This window comes from Shimia ponticola (assembly GCF_007995215.1).
Classification (GTDB): Bacteria; Pseudomonadota; Alphaproteobacteria; order Rhodobacterales; family Rhodobacteraceae; genus Shimia_B; species Shimia_B ponticola.
Genome location: NZ_VCDK01000003.1, coordinates 75,914 through 92,569, shown reverse-complemented (window position 1 = coordinate 92,569; position 16,656 = coordinate 75,914). Strand labels below are relative to the sequence as shown.

Sequence of the window (16,656 nt, the reverse complement as noted above, 5' to 3'; positions counted from 1 at the left end):
TTTCAGTCGTAAGTCTGTTTAGAGACGCCAAACTCACACTTGGGGACGCTGCCACATGTCCGCTTTTTGGCTATTATTGCTGGTACTTGGGATTGCCTTGGTCAGCTATGTTCTCGGGCGAGGTCGAGCGCTAAGCTCTGCTGGCGGTGACATCCGCAATCTTCATTCCCTTCCGGTTTACTACGGCGCCAACGCGGCGCTTTTTGTGCTAATACCATCCCTGATCTTGCTCATGCTTTGGATGGTGGCCCAGCCTTTGGTTGTTGGCGCACGGGTTCAGGCGTCGATCCCTGCCGAAGCGGTCAGCGAAGGGTCAACCATCGGCCTCGTGATGTCTGATGTGCGACGTGTAGCTGACGGCCTTGACCTTGCTGTAGCACAAGGCGTCATCGAGCCAAGTTATGCGACCACCTCAGATACGAACCTGACAGAGGTGCGCGAACGGCTAGGCGATGTGGGCGTTGCGTTGGGATCAGACATCAGCGTGACAGTACTGACGGCAGCGCAGCTTTTGCGCGAAACCAACGCAAGTTGGTATTTCTGGCGCACCGTTTTGGTTGTTGCCCTAGCTCTTGCAGGGTTGGGCTATGCCTATTCAATGACGCAAAAGGATTTCCGCGCGCGCAACACGGTCGAGCGGGTCATCCTTTACCTTCTGATCGGGGCAGCCTCGATTGCCATTCTCACAACCGTTGGGATCCTGTTCTCGCTGATCTTCAACACGGTCGAGTTTTTCCGAATATATCCAGCCAGCGAATTCTTCTTTTCGTTGACCTGGTCGCCCAGCTTTGGCGGCGGCTCCGAGCTTGGTATTCTTCCGCTGCTGTGGGGGACGTTCTACATTTCGTTGATCGCACTCTTGGTGGCTGTACCAATCGGGCTGTTGTCGGCAATCTATCTGTCCGAGTACGCCAGCCCTGCCGTCCGGTCGATTGCGAAACCCCTGCTTGAGGTCCTCGCCGGTATTCCCACGATCGTCTACGGTCTGTTTGCGCTTCTGACTGTGGGGCCGTTCCTTGTGTCCTTCTTTGGACAGAACGGGCATTTCGGTGTGAACTGGATGGCGGGCGGTACAGCCGTCATGACCGCGGGTCTGGTCATGGGGATCATGCTGATCCCGTTTGTATCGTCGCTATCGGACGACATTATCAACGCGGTTCCGCAGGCCATGCGCGATGGCTCGCTGGGGCTGGGTGCCACGAAATCCGAGACGATCAAACAGGTTGTTCTGCCTGCCGCATTGCCGGGCATCGTTGGTGCGATCCTGTTGGCTGCGTCCCGCGCCATTGGTGAAACCATGATCGTCGTACTCGGGGCAGGGGCCGCGGCCCGACTGTCGATGAACCCGTTTGATGCGATGACGACCGTCACCGCAAAGATCGTGTCACAGCTCACGGGTGACAGCGACTTTGCCAGCCCTGAGGCGCTGGTGGCCTTTGCTTTGGGCATGACGCTCTTTGTCATCACTCTGGGGCTGAATGTCTTTGCCCTCTACATCGTCCGCAAATACCGGGAGCAGTACGAATGACCGACGCATCCGCACAGCCGCAGACGTCAAAGCATTCTGGGTCTTTGCTGGAACAGGATGCGCGCACGCGCCGCCGAAACGCAAAAGAAGCCCGGTTCAAGGCCTATGGTATTGCCGCGATCCTCGTCGGTGTTCTGGCGCTGATCGTTTTGCTTTGGGCGATCCTTTCAAACGGGCTTCCTGCGTTTCAGCGGGCCATCGTGCAGGTCGATATGACTGTGACACAGGAAGAGTTCGATGCCGCCGAAGGCACGCTCTTTAAGACCAAGGAATACGAGAAGCTGTTTGTCACCGCGCTTTCATCGCAAATGATGGCAGCAGGTATCGATGCCAACTTTGAAGGCAAGGCGCTGGAGCGTCTTCTGGGCAAGGTAGGCGGCACAATCCGCGCCTATTATCGTGAAAACCCCGATCAAATTGGTGAGGTGGTCACTTTTGACCTCGCTGCGGCCTCGCGCATTGACCGGTACCTGAAAGGATCGCTGAAGCGCGAGGATATTGGTCCAGACAACCGCTTTATCCAGCCCGAAGACTTTGATGTAGCCGATGCAATGCGTGAGGCTGGATTGCTGAAGCAGGTGTTCGACTGGAATTTCATCACTGGGGTGGACACAGGCGTGGATAACCCGGGTGGGGCAGGGATCGGGGCCTCGGTCCTTGGCTCTTTCTTCATGATGATCGTGGTTTTGTTCCTCGCGTTGCCGATAGGTGTAGCGGCATCAATCTATCTCGAAGAATTCGCGCCCAAGAACCGCTTCACCGACTTCATCGAGGTCAACATCTCGAACCTCGCGGCGGTGCCGTCCATCGTGTTTGGTATCCTCGGTCTGGCTGTGTTCATCCAGTTCATGCATCTGCCGCAGTCAGCTCCGTTGGTGGGTGGTCTGGTGCTGACGCTGATGACATTGCCGACGATCATCATTTCGACACGGGCATCCCTCAAGGCCGTGCCACCGTCGATCCGTGATGCCGCGCTTGGGGTCGGGGCGTCCAAAATGCAGTCGGTTTTCCACCACGTGTTGCCACTTGCGGCCCCCGGTATCCTGACCGGCACCATCATCGGTCTGGCTCAGGCCCTTGGCGAAACGGCGCCCTTGTTGCTGATCGGCATGGTTGGCTTCGTGGCGCGCTACCCGGATACGTTCCTTGGCGGGCTCGAAGGTCCGAACTCGGCCATGCCAGCACAAATCTACAACTGGGCCGCGCGTTCGGATCCAGTATTCACCGAAAAGGCCTGGGGCGGTATCATCATCTTGCTTGTGTTCCTTCTCGCCATGAACATCATCGCAATCATCCTGCGCCGTCGCTTTGAGCGCCGCTGGTAAGCAGGGGACCAAGACTATGCTAGACGACCAACAACTCGTGGACCGTAAAGTGCAATCAAAAGAAGCCAAAATCGCCGCTCGTGGTGTAAACGTCCACTATGGTGTCACCCATGCCATCAAGGATGTGGATGTCGACATTGACCATAAAACGGTCACGGCGTTTATCGGACCATCCGGCTGCGGGAAGTCCACTTTTCTTCGCTGCATCAACCGGATGAACGACACGATTGATGTCGCCCGGGTGACCGGCGATATCCTGATCGACAACGAAAATATCTATGACAAAAAGGTCGACCCTGTCCAACTCAGGGCCAAGGTTGGCATGGTGTTTCAAAAGCCGAACCCATTCCCAAAGTCGATCTATGACAATATCGCCTACGGTCCGCGTATTCACGGGCTGGCCAAGTCCAAGGCTGATTTGGACGAGATCGTAGAGAAATCGCTGCGTCGGGGTGCCATCTGGGATGAAGTAAAAGACCGGCTGAATGCGCCGGGCACCGGGTTGTCAGGCGGTCAGCAACAGCGTTTGTGCATCGCGCGGGCGGTCGCAACAGAACCTGAAGTCCTGTTGATGGATGAACCCTGTTCGGCGTTGGATCCCATTGCGACAGCGCAGGTTGAAGAGCTCATCGACGAGTTGCGGCAAAACTATTCGGTCGTGATCGTCACACACTCAATGCAACAGGCCGCACGCGTGAGCCAAAAGACAGCCTTCTTCCACCTTGGGACATTGGTTGAGTTTGGTGAAACGGGGCAGATCTTCACAAACCCGCAAGACGAACGCACCGAAAGCTATATCACAGGCCGGATTGGTTAAGTCATGAACGATCAACACATTGCATCCGCCTTTGACCGCGATCTGGAGTCGTTGCATGCCACGATCATGAAAATGGGTGGCCTGGTCGAAGAGGCCATCCTTGATAGCGCTAAGGCGCTAGCCACCCGCGACGTGGAACTGGCCGACACCGTGCGCAAGCGGGACAAGGCGATTGACGCGTTGGAAGAGCAGATCAACGAAGAGGCTGCGCGCATTATCGCGTTGCGCCAACCGATGAGCACCGATCTGCGCACCATTCTGACAGTCATGCGCATTAGCTCCAACCTCGAACGCATTGGCGACTATAGCAAAAACCTTGCCAAACGGACCAGCGTTCTGGCCGAGATGAGCCCCATCAATGGGTCGGATCAGGCGCTGCGTCGGATGGCGAAAGAGGTGGAAATGATGCTGGTCGATGTGCTGGATTCCTACATCTCGCGCGATGCAGACTTGGCGTATGATGTGCGTGACCGGGACCAAAGCGTTGACCAGATGTACAACGCTCTTTTCCGCGAATTCCTGACCTACATGATGGAAGATCCGCGCAACATTACGGCCTGTATGCATCTGCATTTCATCGCGAAGAACATCGAGCGTATGGGTGACCATGTGACGAACGTCGCAGAGCAGGTCATTTATATGGCGACCGGCGAAAACCCGGATGAGTCGCGGCCCAAAATGGACAACACGTCACGCCATAATCCCCAAGCGTGAGGTTTAGGTAAATGACACAACCCTCTGTTCTTGTTGTAGAAGATGAGCCTGCTCAACGTGCGATACTGGCCTACAACCTTGAGGCTGAGGGGTTTCGCGTCGTGCAGGCCGGTGACGGCGAAGAGGCCTTGGTCCTGATCGATGAAGAAGCGCCAGACGTTATCCTGCTTGATTGGATGCTGCCATCGGTCAGCGGCATCGAAATCTGCCGCCAGATCAAGATGCGCAAGGATACGCGGCTTGTCCCCGTCATCATGCTGTCTGCCCGCTCGGAAGAGGTAGACAAGGTACGTGGACTTGAAACCGGTGCGGATGACTATGTGACCAAGCCGTATTCCGTGCTCGAACTTATGGCGCGTGTTCGCACACAGTTGCGCCGCGCGCGGCCCGGAACCGTTGGATCGCGTCTGGAATTCCAAGACATCATTCTCGACACAGAAAATCACCGCGTCTCGCGCGCGGAAAATGAGGTCAAGCTGGGTCCAACGGAGTTCCGTTTGCTGACAACCTTTATGGAAAAGCCGGGCCGCGTCTGGAGCCGTGAACAACTTCTCGACCGTGTTTGGGGCCGCGACATCTATGTCGATACACGGACCGTGGACGTTCATATCGGACGGCTTCGCAAAGCACTGTGTCGGCACGGCGGCGACGATCCTGTGCGCACGGTGCGCGGGGCAGGGTACGCTTTGGGCTAGTACCTGTGCGCGCGGGCATATTACCGCCTGAATGATCGCTGTAGCCTACATTGCAGTTTATCGCGGCGGAGGTGGTTATGCGCGTTCTTGGATATTCAATTGCAGCGATGTTGGTTTTGGCACCAGTGGCAAGCGATGCGTTCGCGCCGTCAGAGCAGCTTTGCCAGTCGACAGCGCAGGTCCTCAACACGCAATTCATGACAAAGAGCCCATTGAATGCAGATGGAACCATGCCTGAGGACGCTGGTGTTATTGTCCATACGATCCACGGGCCTAAGCCAAATCCATCCGCCAAAGGCATCTTTCTTGACCTGAAATTCCTGAACACGCTTGATCCTGCGCCGGATGCAACTTGCGGCGATCTCATGACCGGTAAGGTGAAGAAATTCGGTGGAACCGAGATCTATCTGCCGTGGTGCGGGTCCAATCGAAAACCGGGCGAACCACTGACCCTGTCAGATGCGTCGTCCTGGACGTACCTCCGCACGGATACGCTGTTGAACAGCACGGCGACCAACACCGACGAGGTGGTCTGCCGCGAAGGCGACAACAAGCACTACGGCCTGATCTTCAGCAACGCTTACATGAATATCAGTAACAACCTTGGGTGTATGTTTCCGTTGGACGGTGACACCGGATCACGGCCGGAGCAGGGATGTGGCGCGTCTTTGAACCCGGTCGTCGCAGGCCTTAGCCACTTTGGGCCGTGCACGTTTGACGAAGGTGCAACGACGGATGAGAAATCCACGGCATACATGAAAGACTTTGGTGATCTGCTTCAGGTTCGTCCAGACCTTGCCGGATCGCGCGTCTGTTCCTTGTCGAAGGCCGATTTTGATACCTGGGTCAGCGTCCGGCAAAAGGTAAATCTCAGCTTCACCGGATGGCCTGAGAACGAATTCGTGCTGCGGAACTGGGACAAGTACTCATCGCAAGACATTGCCGACAATGATTTTTTGGTCGGTATCTATTTTTTGACGGGCTGTGCCGATGGCACATTCGGCAACGCCGAGGACGCACAGAAGATTGCTGATCTTTACAGTTCATGGACCGGCGGGGCGACCGTGCCAGTTTTCGAGATCAGCAACCAAGCGATCGCCTCAGGCAGTCCAACACCGTTCCAATGCCCGGCGCAGCCAAAGATCGAAGTAGAGGGTGATTGACGCTCTGGATGCTACGGTAAGTCTAATAACTAGAATTATGTAAAGTAAGTAGTATCCGAAATAGGCATTGCAGGCGCACTCGCCGCCCATCTCGTTGATCCCATGTCCAAAGCGATGTGCGTGCCACACTGACGATGGCGCTTGAAAAAGCATCACGACAAATCTTCGCCGCCTGTGCTACACCACCAGCACCACTCTGATCACGGACAGTTTTATGGCGTCGTTTCTGGTACTCAATGGACCGAATCTGAATCTGTTAGGCACGCGGCAACCCGAAGTATACGGGTCCACCACACTGGACGATATCGAGCAAGTGTGCCGGACTTTCGCGCATGATCGTGGCCATAGCATCGTGTTTCAACAGTCAAACCACGAAGGTGCGCTTGTCGATGCTATCCATGACGCGCGCGGAGTGCATGCCGGGATCGCTCTGAACGCCGGCGCGTATACGCATACATCGGTTGCCTTGATGGATGCTGTTTTGTCGTCCATGGTACCGACGGTGGAACTACATCTCTCAAATGTACACGCGCGCGAAGAATTTCGTCATCGCTCCTACCTGGCTAAGGCGGCCATCGGTGTCATTTGTGGATTTGGTAGCGCGTCATACACGCTCGCCCTTCAGGCGTTGATGGATCATACGAAAGCCGGCCATGATTGATTATCTGGAAGCGATAACCGAAGCCCCGGATGCAGAGTCTCTCTGGAAGCTCCATACCCAGAAAATGGCGAGCTACGGGTTCGATCGGCTGATCTATGGCTTCACCCGTTACATGACCCAGACATCCATGGGTGATCCGCAAGACCTCGTGGTCCTGACCAATCACGAAGCGGACTACGTCGATACCTTCATAAACGAAGGCCTCTATTTCCACGCGCCGATGGTGCAATGGTCGCGCTCGCATGATGGCGCAACATCGTGGCGTGTCATGCAGGATATGGTCGCCAGCGGGACGCTGACGCAGGCCGAACGCAAGGTTCTTGATTTCAACATTAAGTATGGCGTTACAGCGGGTTACACCATAAGTTTTAAAGCGGTTTCTGCACGCTCTAAAGGTGCAATCGCATTGACCGCGCGCAAGGGCATGACCCAGGACGATATTGATGCGGTTTGGGCCGAACATGGGCGCGAGATCATCATCATGAACAACGTGGCGCATCTCAAGATCATCTCCCTGCCCCAGCATGGCAGCCGGTCGTTGACCAAACGACAGATCGAGGTGCTGGAATGGGTCGGCGATGGCAAGACGACGCAAGACATTGCTATGTTGATGGGTCTGACGACCGCGACGGTGGAAAAGCATCTGCGGCTGGCCCGCGAAGCGTTGGACGTGGATACGACGGCCCAAGCGGTGCTCAAAGCGGCATTTCAAAACCAGATGTTCGTTCTGGATGGCGCTGCCGTAGCGTAAAGAAGCTTGCAAGTCCGAATTTCGGACAAGCCCGCCGTCATGGGTAGGGTATCCCGTACTTCCTTAACGTTACGTAAAAGAGCACAGTCAGGGTGTTCCGTGAGTGGAGGCTTTAGCCAGGAACTCGGGAGTAGCGCCCTGCGATTTCAGGGTGTGCTGCTCCCATCCGGATAACCCGGACCTTGGGGGAATTCCCGTCCCCCGAACCGTATCGCCCCTTCTCTTCCCCGTTTGTGGGGCGTAGGGCACGGCGCCGTCATTCCCGGACGGCGCCGTTTGCCGTTTCTGAGGTGGGATTTGAGCATTCGTGACAAAGAAAGAGGCCCGCAGCTTGGGCTGCGGACCTCTCTATACGCTTTGCAAATCGCTTAGCCTTGTACGGCTTTGGCGACTTCTTCTGCGAAGTTTTCTTCTTTTTTCTCGATGCCTTCACCGACTTCCAGACGCACGAACCCGGTGATCTCAACACCGGCCTCTTTCGCTGCAGCGCCAACAGTCAGGTCAGGGTTCACCACGAACGATTGGTTCAGCAGAGTGACTTCGGCCATGTATTTCTTCATGCGGCCGACGATCATTTTTTCGATGACCTGCTCTGGCTTGCCGGATTCGCGGGCAATGTCCATCTGGACCTGCTTTTCCTTTTCGACGACCGCTGGGTCCAGATCGTCTTCGCTCAGCGAGGCAGGGTTCACTGCGGCGATGTGCATCGCAACCTGCTTACCAAAAGCTTCGTTTTCGCCTGACAGAGCAACCAGAACGCCGATCTTGCCCATGCCGGCAGTTGCCGCGTTGTGGACGTAAGAGACGACTTGGCCACCTTCGAGCGTTGCCATACGGCGCAGCGTCAGGTTTTCGCCGATCGTTGCAACGGCGTCGGTGATCATTGTGCTGATCGCCTTGCCACCGACTTCTGCGTTGGCCAGCGCGTCCACGTCGGCCACGGTCATTGCAGTATCTGCAATCGACGACACCATCGATTGGAAGTCAGCGTTCTTCGCAACAAAGTCGGTCTCGGAGTTTACTTCGACCGCAACACCTTTGCCACCGTCGACCTTGACTGCAACCAGACCTTCGGCAGCCGTACGGCCCGATTTCTTGGCCGCTTTCGCCAGACCCTTGGTCCGCAGCCAGTCCATTGCCGCTTCCATGTCGCCGTCGTTTTCCGTCAGCGCTTTTTTCGCGTCCATCATGCCTGCGCCGGATTTCTCGCGCAGTTCTTTCACCAGTGCAGCCGTAATTGCCATGGGAAGTATCCTTTTGCTCGGAGGAGGGTTCGCCGCGAGCTAACCGCGGCGAATGTCAGATTTGTGAAGGCGGGACCAACACATGGTCCCTGCCCCGCTTAGCCTTCGGCAGCTGCTTCTTCTGCTGGTGCCTCGGCTGCGATCTCTTCTTCCAGACCTTCGGTCATTTCACCCAGATCGATGCCAGCAGCACCCATCTGTGCGGTCATGCCGTCCAGAGCAGCACGTGCCGCCAGATCACAGTACAGCGCGATTGCGCGTGCCGCGTCGTCATTGCCAGGAATGATGTAATCGACGCCTTCCGGGTTACAGTTGGTGTCGACGACAGCCACAACCGGAATGCCCAGTTTCTTGGCTTCGGCGATGGCCAGCGACTCTTTGTTGACGTCGATGACGAACAAAAGATCAGGAACACCACCCATTTCGCGGATACCGCCCAGAGACGCTTGCAGCTTCGCTTGGTCACGCTCCATGCCCAGACGCTCTTTCTTGGTCAGGCCTTCAGCGCCGGTTTCCATCGTCTCGTCGATGGCGCGCAGGCGATTGATCGACTGCGAAACGGTTTTCCAGTTCGTCAGCGTGCCACCCAGCCAGCGGTGGTTCATGTAGTATTGTGCGCAACGCTCTGCGGCATCTGCGATCGGCTGTTGTGCCTGACGCTTGGTGCCGACGAACAGAACGCGGCCGCCTTTTGCAACGGTCTCACGGATGACATTCAGCGCCGCGTCCAGCATTGGGACGGTCTGCGTCAGGTCCATGATGTGGATGCCGTTGCGCGCACCGTAGATGAACTCGCCCATGCGGGGGTTCCAGCGCTGCGTCTGGTGGCCAAAGTGAACGCCAGCTTCCAACAGCTGACGCATGGTGAACTCAGGAAGAGCCATGCCTTATATCCTTTCCGGTTTCATCCTCGGCAGGGTTTCGGGCGTTTGCCCAACCGGCGGACCAAACAGGGATGTCTCCCCCGCTGGCCCAAGCCCCGCCTGTGAAGTGCGGCTGCGTTACACCGCCATCAGGCCCACCGCAACCCCTAACGCCGTCCCGGTCCTTCTATGTTTCAAAAATACTCCCGCCGGAGGCGTCCGACCCTTGCCAAGTACACGGCATCAGGCATTAAGGCGCCATGACACAACACGACATTCTCTGCATCGGAGCGGTCCTTTGGGATGTGATCGGACGGTCTGACCGCGTCATGCGCGTGGGATCGGATGTACCGGGTCGCATTACCAGAATACCAGGCGGTGTGGCGATGAACATTGCCATGACACTTCAGCAGTTTGGCCTGCGCCCTGCCCTTTTGACGATGATCGGACGCGATGAAGAGGGCGAAGAACTGATGCGTGCTGCGGGCCGTTTGGGCTGTGTGACGGATTATGTCTATCGCTCTGACGACCTGCCGACCGATATCTACATGGCCGTCGAAGGCGCAAATGGTCTGATTGCGGCCATTGCCGATGCGCATTCACTCGAACAAGCGGGCGACAAGATCCTGCGCGCCCTGTCTGACGGAACACTCGGATCCGTCGCGGCGCCTTACGACGGGATTATCGCGCTCGACGGCAACCTGACGCTCGACCTGCTGAGCGAGATCGCGTCGTCAGATATATTTGCCAAGGCCGACCTGCGCGTCGCCCCGGCAAGCCCCGGCAAGGCGGAACGCCTGCTTCCGTTCCTGATGCACAGCCGCGCCACGCTTTACGTCAATCTCGAAGAGGCTGGGCTGCTGACGAAAGCCGACCATGCTGATGCACCAACCGCCGCACAGGCGCTGATTGATCGCGGCGCGGCGCGCGTGCTTGTGACGGATGGCGGCAATACAGCCGCAATGGGCACCGCGGAGGGGATTTTGACCGCAACACCGCCAGAGGTGCTTGTGACCCGCGTCACGGGTGCCGGTGACACCTTCATGGCGGCGCATATTGCTGCTGAACGCGCGGGCGAAAATGCACAGGATGCGCTGGCGGCAGCACTGGTAGCGGCTGCGACTTATGTTTCCGGAGGATCCCCCGCATGATAACCCCGACTTTCAGCGCCGAAGTATCAGAAGCGCGCGCGAACGGGTCACCTATCGTTGCTCTTGAAAGCACGATCATCACCCACGGCATGCCCTATCCCCAAAACCTCGAAGTCGCGCGAAAGGTCGAGGCGACCGTGCGCGCCGAAGGGGCGACGCCGGCCACCATCGCTGTGATCAATGGCACATTGCACGTGGGACTGGACGATGACGCGCTTGAGTCTCTTGCCCAAGCGACCGACGTGTCAAAGCTGTCGCGCGCGGACATGGCCTTTGCCATTGCAAACGGCAAAACTGGCGCAACAACTGTAGCCGCAACGATGATCGGTGCGCATGTGGCTGGGATCGATGTCTTCGCAACCGGTGGCATCGGTGGCGTGCATCGGGGCGCAGAAGACAGCTTTGACATTTCAGCCGACCTGCATGAATTGGCGCAAACGCCCGTGACAGTCGTTGCCGCCGGGGCCAAGGCCATCCTCGACCTTCCCAAAACGCTTGAGGTTCTTGAGACGCTTGGCGTTCCGGTCATTGCCGTCGGGCAGCAGAGCTTTCCGGCGTTTTGGTCCGCCACCTCCGATCTTGACGCTCCTTTGTCAGCGGACACCCCAACAGAAATTGCGGCCGCCCACATCGCGAGAGGTCAACTCGGCCTGCCGGGCGGCCAATTGGTGGCAAACCCCATTCCTGCGGCGTCAGAGATCCCTCAATCCAGAATTGATCCCGTGATTACGCAGGCCCTGAGCGAAGCCGACGCAAAGGGCATCTCAGGCAAAGCCGTGACACCGTTTTTGCTGGGCCGGATTTTTGAGCTCACCAACGGTGCCTCACTCGATGCAAACATCGCATTGGTTCTCAACAACGCAAGGTTGGCGGCGCAAATTGCCCACGAAATCACCGCTGCGCGATAGGACCAGGGTCCTGCGGCTGTTATCGGGAGGTTGACGTTGTGGGTCATGGGTAAACGCATTAGATACCCATCACACGAACCTGAAGACTGACATACCATGGCCACACCCTTTGACAAAGGCCCCGAGCCTCCTCGGACAAGCCGCTTTGCCTCGTTGCGCTCCAGCTTTCTGACAGGGCTGGTTGTCATCGCGCCGATCGGCCTGACGGCGTGGCTGATCTGGAGCGTTGTGGGCTGGATCGACGGGTTTGTGCTGCCGCTGATCCCGGACGGCTATCAGCCCGATATCCTTCTGCGGCAATTGCTTGGCCCATGGGTGCGTGACCTGTTGGGGCTGGAGCAAGTGGTCCTTGACGACAACTTCAACCCACAAAGCATTCGCGGCATCGGCGTCATCGTCTTCCTGGCGTTCACCTTGCTCGTTGGTTGGATTGCAAAGGGATATATCGGACGATCGCTTCTTCGTTGGGCCGAAGGGATTGTCCTGACTGTGCCTGTTGTCCGCTCGGTCTATGGCGGTGTCAAACAGATCGCAGAAACCGTATTCAATCAGGAAGATACCTCGTTTGAAGAGGCGGTTCTGATTGAATACCCGCGCAAGGGTATTTGGGCCATCGGGTTCATCTCGACGAACGCGAAGGGCGAGATCGCCGAACGAAACACCGCTGACAGTGACCTTATGTCGGTTTTTGTCCCTACCACGCCAAACCCCACATCTGGCTTTTTGTTGTTTTTTCCCGAAGACGATGTCGTCCGCCTGGACATGACCGTCGAAGATGCGGCCAAGCTCGTGATTTCTGCCGGTCTGGTTTATCCCAACGGGCAACCGGATGCAGACGTGCGGCGCGGTGCAAAGGCACTGCCGGTGAAACGCAAGACGCCACCTGCCGAAGCGGCGGAATAGAATTTCATTATGCTGACCGCCGCGACGACGGGTTTTCTGTCGGGGTTCGCCCTGATCCTCGCCATCGGTGCGCAAAACGCATTTGTGTTGCGACAGGGGCTCTTGCGCGAGCATGTATTTCCGCTTTGCCTGTTTTGCGCGATGTCTGATGCGATCCTGATTACGGCTGGCGTGGCCGGATTTGGGGCCTTGGTGACCGCGTTTCCGACTTTCCCGACCGTGATGATGTTGGCCGGTGCGGTGTTTCTATTGGTCTATGGAGCAACGCGATTTCGGGCAGCGTGGCGCGGCGATTATGAGATGACGCTGGACGGACAAGGCCTTGCTCTCTGGCCAACACTCGGCATTGCAGCCGCATTCACTTGGCTCAATCCGCATGTGTATCTAGACACGTTGGGCCTCATGGGAGCGCTCTCAACACAATATGACGCCTTGCAAGGTCGGGTCGCATTCGGTGTCGGCGGCGCGCTGGCGTCCTTTGTGTTCTTCTTTTCGCTGGGCTACGGCGCGCGTTTGCTGGCACCCATTATGCAATCGGCCCGAGCGTGGCGCAGACTGGATGTTTTGATCGGTGTTGTGATGTGGCTTCTGGCGATCAAGCTGCTTTGGCCGCTGATCAGCTGAACATCTCAACCAGATCAACGCTGCCTTCCTGGCCGATCTTATCCTTGTGTTGTGCCAGAAACTGATCGCATGCCATCTGTCCCGCCTCTTTCAGTTTGGCGATAACATAGGGCTGCGGAATAAGCTTCGTTGCGACCGATAGTTCATTCATCAGCGCATCATCCGCGATCATGTGAACCTTGACGTCCTTGAACGTCCCCTTTTGCACCGCCCCTTCCGACAGCAATCTTTTCACAAAACTAATGGCGCGCAGCTCGCGCAGAAGGGACGAATTGAAACTGATCTCGTTGATCCGGTTCTGGATTTCCTGCGGGGTGAGTGGAGTCTTTTCCCGCTCAAGCGGATTGATATTCACGATCACAACGTCGTCGGGGTATTTCTTTTCGTACAAAGGGAAGAGAGCGGGGTTGCCCGTATATCCGCCATCCCAGAAACTGTCGGTCTCGCCCGTTTCGGGATCGGTGATCTCAATGGCCTGAAACAGCGTTGGCAAACACGCAGAGGCCATGATCGCCTCGGTGCTGATCTCTTGGTTATGGAAAACCCTGACCTTGCCAGTGCGCACGTTGGTCGCACAGACAAAGAGGCACGGTCCCGTATCACTGTGAACACGGTCCATAGTGATCTCTTCGACGATGGGCCTGAGCGGGTTCTGGTAAAACGGCCCATAGGCATAAGGGGACATCATCCGGCTCACGCCATCGACGACGGAATACGGTAAGGAATACTCAATCGCGCGGCTGATTGAGCCTGCACTGATCCCCGGCCATTCCAGCCATGTGGCGACGCGCATATCTTCTAATGAGCCAACCTTGTTCCACAGCCAGTTCAGGTTTTCCCGCGCCCCGCTGCGCCCGCCTGCGATCAAGCCTGCCTTCAAAGCGGCCCCATTTAATGCGCCCGCCGATGTGCCAGAAATCGCAGCAACCTCGACATCGGCCTCGTCCAACAGACGATCAAGCACACCCCAGGTGAAGGCTCCATGCGCTCCGCCGCCCTGCAGCGCCAGGTTCACTCGTTTTTTCATTGTCTTCCCACCGCCAATGCTGCTTGTGCAGCATTTAAGCACGTCGGAGACCAAGGTCTAGGAAACCCGACCTTTTTACACTGGGGCTTGGATCATCTTGCCCAAAGAAGCGTCTAAAGGCTGAGTTGCTTAGCTGGATGCCCAGTCAAAATAGTTGCCTGCGTCCGGTCCGACGAAGTGGTCCACCGAAAGATCCACCAAATCGAGATTGCGGATCAGGATTAGATAACCATTCTCGACAAAGCGCACGTGATCACCCCATTGGGAGGCTCCATCCAAAAACCGGGCGAGCGCCTCGCCCACGTCGTAGGTCCCGTTGTTTGTGGGGCCAATACGCAAAACATCTTCGGTCAAATCGAAATCCCGAATGATGGTGCGTCCGCCGTCACGTTCATTGGCACCGATGCTGAAGACGAAACAGTCCGCTCCGTGCCCTCCGGCGAGACGGTCGATCCCGTTGCCTGCGTCTGCGGCGATAAGGACATCCCTGCCCCGGCCACCAACGACCGAGTTTACACCTGCGTCGGAATATAAGACATCGTCACCCGCGCCACCGCGTAGAATATCGTTACCATCTCCCGCCCAAAGCACGTCGTTGCCAGCATTCCCGCGCAATTGGTCATTGCCGTCATGACCCATCATAAAGTCATCACCGGACGCCCCGTGAATGACGTCCGAAAACGCGGACCCGTCGAAACGGTCATCGCCAGTTCCCAGAGTTGCAACGCCGCCTGCATTTCCGTCTCGGGCATCCAGTCGGTCGTCTCCAGCGCGCAGGTTCAAATCATAACCTGACCCCGACAGGATGACGTAGTCGTCGTATCGCGTGAATGCCTCAGAAACAGCATCGCCGCCGATGAAAAACGATGTCGCGATGCCTGAGTCAGAGTCTTCTTTCAGTTGCAGTGCATGTTGAACGGCAAAGGACAAAACGAACAGGTCCACCGAAGAATCAGCGGGGGCTGCTTCGAATGTGTGCTCAACGTTTGTACCCTGCGAAAAGACGCGATCTTCTGCGTCAACATCCGGTCCATACAGATCAGCAAGAAGCACCTGATCGAAATCATATCCCAGGGTGAAATCGGTGATCGTACCGCCTATCGGCACTCCGAACTGATTCAAAACCAGATTATCGCCTGCAAACGTTAGCACCAATTGCGTATTGACGGTTTCGTCGACGACCATCCGAAGGGTGTGGGTTTCGACGATAATAACAGGTTCTACAATTGGATTGATGAGGGACATAACTCACTCCGGCTTACACACGACCTCTGCGTAGCATGAAACCAAAGTTTGGCATTAGGGGAAGTCAATTCGCGCCTTCCCCTTGGCCAACTACATAGCATCCAGTGTCAAAGAGCGGTCCAGCCGCCGTCGACGCTGATCGTTGTCCCGGTGATCTGCTTGGCGTCATCGCTGCACAGGAATGCCGCGACGCCGCCCAGTTGTTCGGTCGTTGCAAATTCCTTTGAAGGCTGACGTTGCAGCATGACCTCGCGAATAACTGTTTCGCGATCCATGTCGTATTTCTTCATCGTGTCGGGGATTTGTGACTCAACAAGCGGCGTCATCACATAGCCAGGACAAATCGCGTTTGCGGTGATCGGTTCTTCGGCGGTTTCCAGCGCCACCACCTTGGTCATGCCGACGACGCCGTGTTTCGCGGCCACATAGGCAGATTTGTAAGGCGATGCCGTGAGACCGTGTGCCGAGGAGACATTGATGACACGACCCCAGCCAGCCTTGCGCATCAGCGGCAGAGCAGCTGCCGTCGTATGAAACGCGGAGTTCAGCATGATCGCGATGATCGCGTTCCATTTTTCGGTTGGGAATTCGTCAATCGGCGCAACGTGCTGGATACCTGCGTTATTGATCAGAATGTCGACCTGACCGGCCTGTTCGATCAACGCGCGGCTTTCGTCCGCCTTCGACAGATCCGCCTTGATATACCGCGCCTCTGTGCCGGTCTCTTTGCTGATCTCTTTGGCCAACGCGTGATCGTCGTCAGTGTCGGTGTATGAGTTCAGGACGACATTCGCCCCCTCTTTCGCCAGACGCCGGGCCATGCCCAGTCCGATGCCAGAGTTCGATCCTGTGATGACGGCGGTTTTCCCAGCGAGGCTCATGAAGCGGTCCTTTTGCAGTCTGTGTCACGTTGATGCTGCAACCGCGAAAAGAACGCAATGGTTCCGACATGAACCACATCGGCGAGCCCCTTCTTCAGCCTCTGATTAACACACAGGGCTTTTTGTGCGCATTGCTTGCGTTCAGACCAAAAAAAA

General features: G+C 56.7%; 17 protein-coding genes. 12 read left to right on the top strand and 5 right to left on the bottom strand.

Annotated elements, in window-relative coordinates; translation table 11 throughout:
- Positions 1-55 precede the first annotated feature (55 nt).
- From pstC to FE702_RS03860, 8 genes are all read left to right on the top strand, one after another.
- Positions 56-1,528 (top strand): phosphate ABC transporter permease subunit PstC, encoded by a 1,473-nt coding sequence (gene pstC, locus FE702_RS03895; RefSeq protein ID WP_147124963.1) that lies wholly within the window; start codon positions 56-58, stop codon positions 1,526-1,528.
- Complete coding sequence (gene pstA, locus FE702_RS03890) at positions 1,525-2,853, top strand: phosphate ABC transporter permease PstA (protein ID WP_147124962.1); 1,329 nt, start codon at positions 1,525-1,527, stop codon at positions 2,851-2,853. The genes pstC and pstA overlap by 4 nt, the downstream gene beginning before the upstream one ends.
- Before the next feature lie 16 nt (positions 2,854-2,869).
- Positions 2,870-3,670, top strand: a complete 801-nt coding sequence (gene pstB / locus FE702_RS03885; protein ID WP_147124961.1) for a phosphate ABC transporter ATP-binding protein PstB — start codon at positions 2,870-2,872, stop codon at positions 3,668-3,670.
- 3 nt (positions 3,671-3,673) lie between these two features.
- Positions 3,674-4,384, top strand: coding sequence for a phosphate signaling complex protein PhoU (gene phoU / locus FE702_RS03880; RefSeq protein ID WP_147124960.1), 711 nt, complete (start codon positions 3,674-3,676; stop codon positions 4,382-4,384).
- 11 nt (positions 4,385-4,395) lie between these two features.
- Positions 4,396-5,079: a phosphate regulon transcriptional regulator PhoB gene (phoB, locus tag FE702_RS03875; RefSeq protein ID WP_147124959.1), complete on the top strand. Its 684-nt coding sequence runs from the start codon at positions 4,396-4,398 to the stop codon at positions 5,077-5,079.
- Between the two features lie 77 nt (positions 5,080-5,156).
- Positions 5,157-6,242 (top strand): hypothetical protein, encoded by a 1,086-nt coding sequence (locus FE702_RS03870; RefSeq protein WP_147124958.1) that lies wholly within the window; start codon positions 5,157-5,159, stop codon positions 6,240-6,242.
- Positions 6,243-6,456: 214 nt separating this feature from the next.
- Positions 6,457-6,903: a type II 3-dehydroquinate dehydratase gene (gene aroQ, locus FE702_RS03865; protein WP_147124957.1), complete on the top strand. Its 447-nt coding sequence runs from the start codon at positions 6,457-6,459 to the stop codon at positions 6,901-6,903.
- Positions 6,896-7,654, top strand: coding sequence for a LuxR family transcriptional regulator (locus tag FE702_RS03860; protein ID WP_147124956.1), 759 nt, complete (start codon positions 6,896-6,898; stop codon positions 7,652-7,654). Before aroQ ends, FE702_RS03860 begins: the two co-directional genes overlap by 8 nt.
- Positions 7,655-8,022: 368 nt before the next feature.
- Here FE702_RS03860 and tsf read toward each other — a convergent pair whose 3' ends face one another.
- On the bottom strand, positions 8,023-8,898 hold the full coding sequence (tsf, locus tag FE702_RS03855; protein ID WP_147124955.1) for a translation elongation factor Ts: 876 nt from the start codon (positions 8,896-8,898) through the stop codon (positions 8,023-8,025).
- A gap of 98 nt (positions 8,899-8,996) precedes the next feature.
- Complete coding sequence (rpsB, locus tag FE702_RS03850) at positions 8,997-9,782, bottom strand: 30S ribosomal protein S2 (RefSeq protein ID WP_147124954.1); 786 nt, start codon at positions 9,780-9,782, stop codon at positions 8,997-8,999.
- A gap of 239 nt (positions 9,783-10,021) precedes the next feature.
- Here rpsB and FE702_RS03845 point away from each other — a divergent pair, with 239 nt between their 5' ends.
- The 4 genes from FE702_RS03845 to FE702_RS03830 all read left to right on the top strand — a co-directional run bounded on the left by FE702_RS03845 (position 10,022) and on the right by FE702_RS03830 (position 13,347).
- Positions 10,022-10,912, top strand: coding sequence for a PfkB family carbohydrate kinase (locus FE702_RS03845; protein WP_147124953.1), 891 nt, complete (start codon positions 10,022-10,024; stop codon positions 10,910-10,912).
- Positions 10,909-11,820 carry a pseudouridine-5'-phosphate glycosidase gene (locus FE702_RS03840; protein WP_147124952.1) on the top strand — a complete coding sequence of 304 codons (912 nt, stop codon included), beginning with the start codon at positions 10,909-10,911 and terminating at the stop codon, positions 11,818-11,820. The genes FE702_RS03845 and FE702_RS03840 overlap by 4 nt, the downstream gene beginning before the upstream one ends.
- A gap of 96 nt (positions 11,821-11,916) precedes the next feature.
- Positions 11,917-12,723 carry a DUF502 domain-containing protein gene (locus FE702_RS03835; protein WP_147124951.1) on the top strand — a complete coding sequence of 269 codons (807 nt, stop codon included), beginning with the start codon at positions 11,917-11,919 and terminating at the stop codon, positions 12,721-12,723.
- 9 nt (positions 12,724-12,732) lie between these two features.
- Entirely contained in the window at positions 12,733-13,347 is a 615-nt protein-coding gene (locus tag FE702_RS03830; RefSeq protein WP_147124950.1) for a LysE/ArgO family amino acid transporter, read from the top strand.
- Here FE702_RS03830 and FE702_RS03825 read toward each other — a convergent pair.
- The 3 genes from FE702_RS03825 to FE702_RS03815 form a co-directional block, all read right to left on the bottom strand.
- On the bottom strand, positions 13,340-14,374 hold the full coding sequence (locus tag FE702_RS03825; RefSeq protein ID WP_147124949.1) for a patatin-like phospholipase family protein: 1,035 nt from the start codon (positions 14,372-14,374) through the stop codon (positions 13,340-13,342). The two genes, FE702_RS03830 and FE702_RS03825, sit on opposite strands and share 8 nt — an antisense overlap.
- A 129-nt stretch (positions 14,375-14,503) precedes the next feature.
- Entirely contained in the window at positions 14,504-15,619 is a 1,116-nt protein-coding gene (locus tag FE702_RS03820) for a calcium-binding protein (protein ID WP_147124948.1), read from the bottom strand.
- 107 nt (positions 15,620-15,726) lie between these two features.
- Positions 15,727-16,500: a 3-hydroxybutyrate dehydrogenase gene (locus FE702_RS03815; RefSeq protein WP_147124947.1), complete on the bottom strand. Its 774-nt coding sequence runs from the start codon at positions 16,498-16,500 to the stop codon at positions 15,727-15,729.
- Positions 16,501-16,656 lie beyond the last annotated feature (156 nt).

Bases quoted from the DNA above. Each gene is read 5' to 3' on its own strand.
- pstC (WP_147124963.1), top strand. From the start codon at position 56: ATGTCCGCTTTTTGGCTATTATTGCTGGTACTTGGGATTGCCTTGGTC.
- pstA (WP_147124962.1), top strand. From the start codon at position 1,525: ATGACCGACGCATCCGCACAGCCGCAGACGTCAAAGCATTCTGGGTCT.
- pstB (WP_147124961.1), top strand. From the start codon at position 2,870: ATGCTAGACGACCAACAACTCGTGGACCGTAAAGTGCAATCAAAAGAA.
- phoU (WP_147124960.1), top strand. From the start codon at position 3,674: ATGAACGATCAACACATTGCATCCGCCTTTGACCGCGATCTGGAGTCG.
- phoB (WP_147124959.1), top strand. From the start codon at position 4,396: ATGACACAACCCTCTGTTCTTGTTGTAGAAGATGAGCCTGCTCAACGT.
- FE702_RS03870 (WP_147124958.1), top strand. From the start codon at position 5,157: ATGCGCGTTCTTGGATATTCAATTGCAGCGATGTTGGTTTTGGCACCA.
- aroQ (WP_147124957.1), top strand. From the start codon at position 6,457: ATGGCGTCGTTTCTGGTACTCAATGGACCGAATCTGAATCTGTTAGGC.
- FE702_RS03860 (WP_147124956.1), top strand. From the start codon at position 6,896: ATGATTGATTATCTGGAAGCGATAACCGAAGCCCCGGATGCAGAGTCT.
- tsf (WP_147124955.1), bottom strand. From the start codon at position 8,898: ATGGCAATTACGGCTGCACTGGTGAAAGAACTGCGCGAGAAATCCGGC.
- rpsB (WP_147124954.1), bottom strand. From the start codon at position 9,782: ATGGCTCTTCCTGAGTTCACCATGCGTCAGCTGTTGGAAGCTGGCGTT.
- FE702_RS03845 (WP_147124953.1), top strand. From the start codon at position 10,022: ATGACACAACACGACATTCTCTGCATCGGAGCGGTCCTTTGGGATGTG.
- FE702_RS03840 (WP_147124952.1), top strand. From the start codon at position 10,909: ATGATAACCCCGACTTTCAGCGCCGAAGTATCAGAAGCGCGCGCGAAC.
- FE702_RS03835 (WP_147124951.1), top strand. From the start codon at position 11,917: ATGGCCACACCCTTTGACAAAGGCCCCGAGCCTCCTCGGACAAGCCGC.
- FE702_RS03830 (WP_147124950.1), top strand. From the start codon at position 12,733: ATGCTGACCGCCGCGACGACGGGTTTTCTGTCGGGGTTCGCCCTGATC.
- FE702_RS03825 (WP_147124949.1), bottom strand. From the start codon at position 14,374: ATGAAAAAACGAGTGAACCTGGCGCTGCAGGGCGGCGGAGCGCATGGA.
- FE702_RS03820 (WP_147124948.1), bottom strand. From the start codon at position 15,619: ATGTCCCTCATCAATCCAATTGTAGAACCTGTTATTATCGTCGAAACC.
- FE702_RS03815 (WP_147124947.1), bottom strand. From the start codon at position 16,500: ATGAGCCTCGCTGGGAAAACCGCCGTCATCACAGGATCGAACTCTGGC.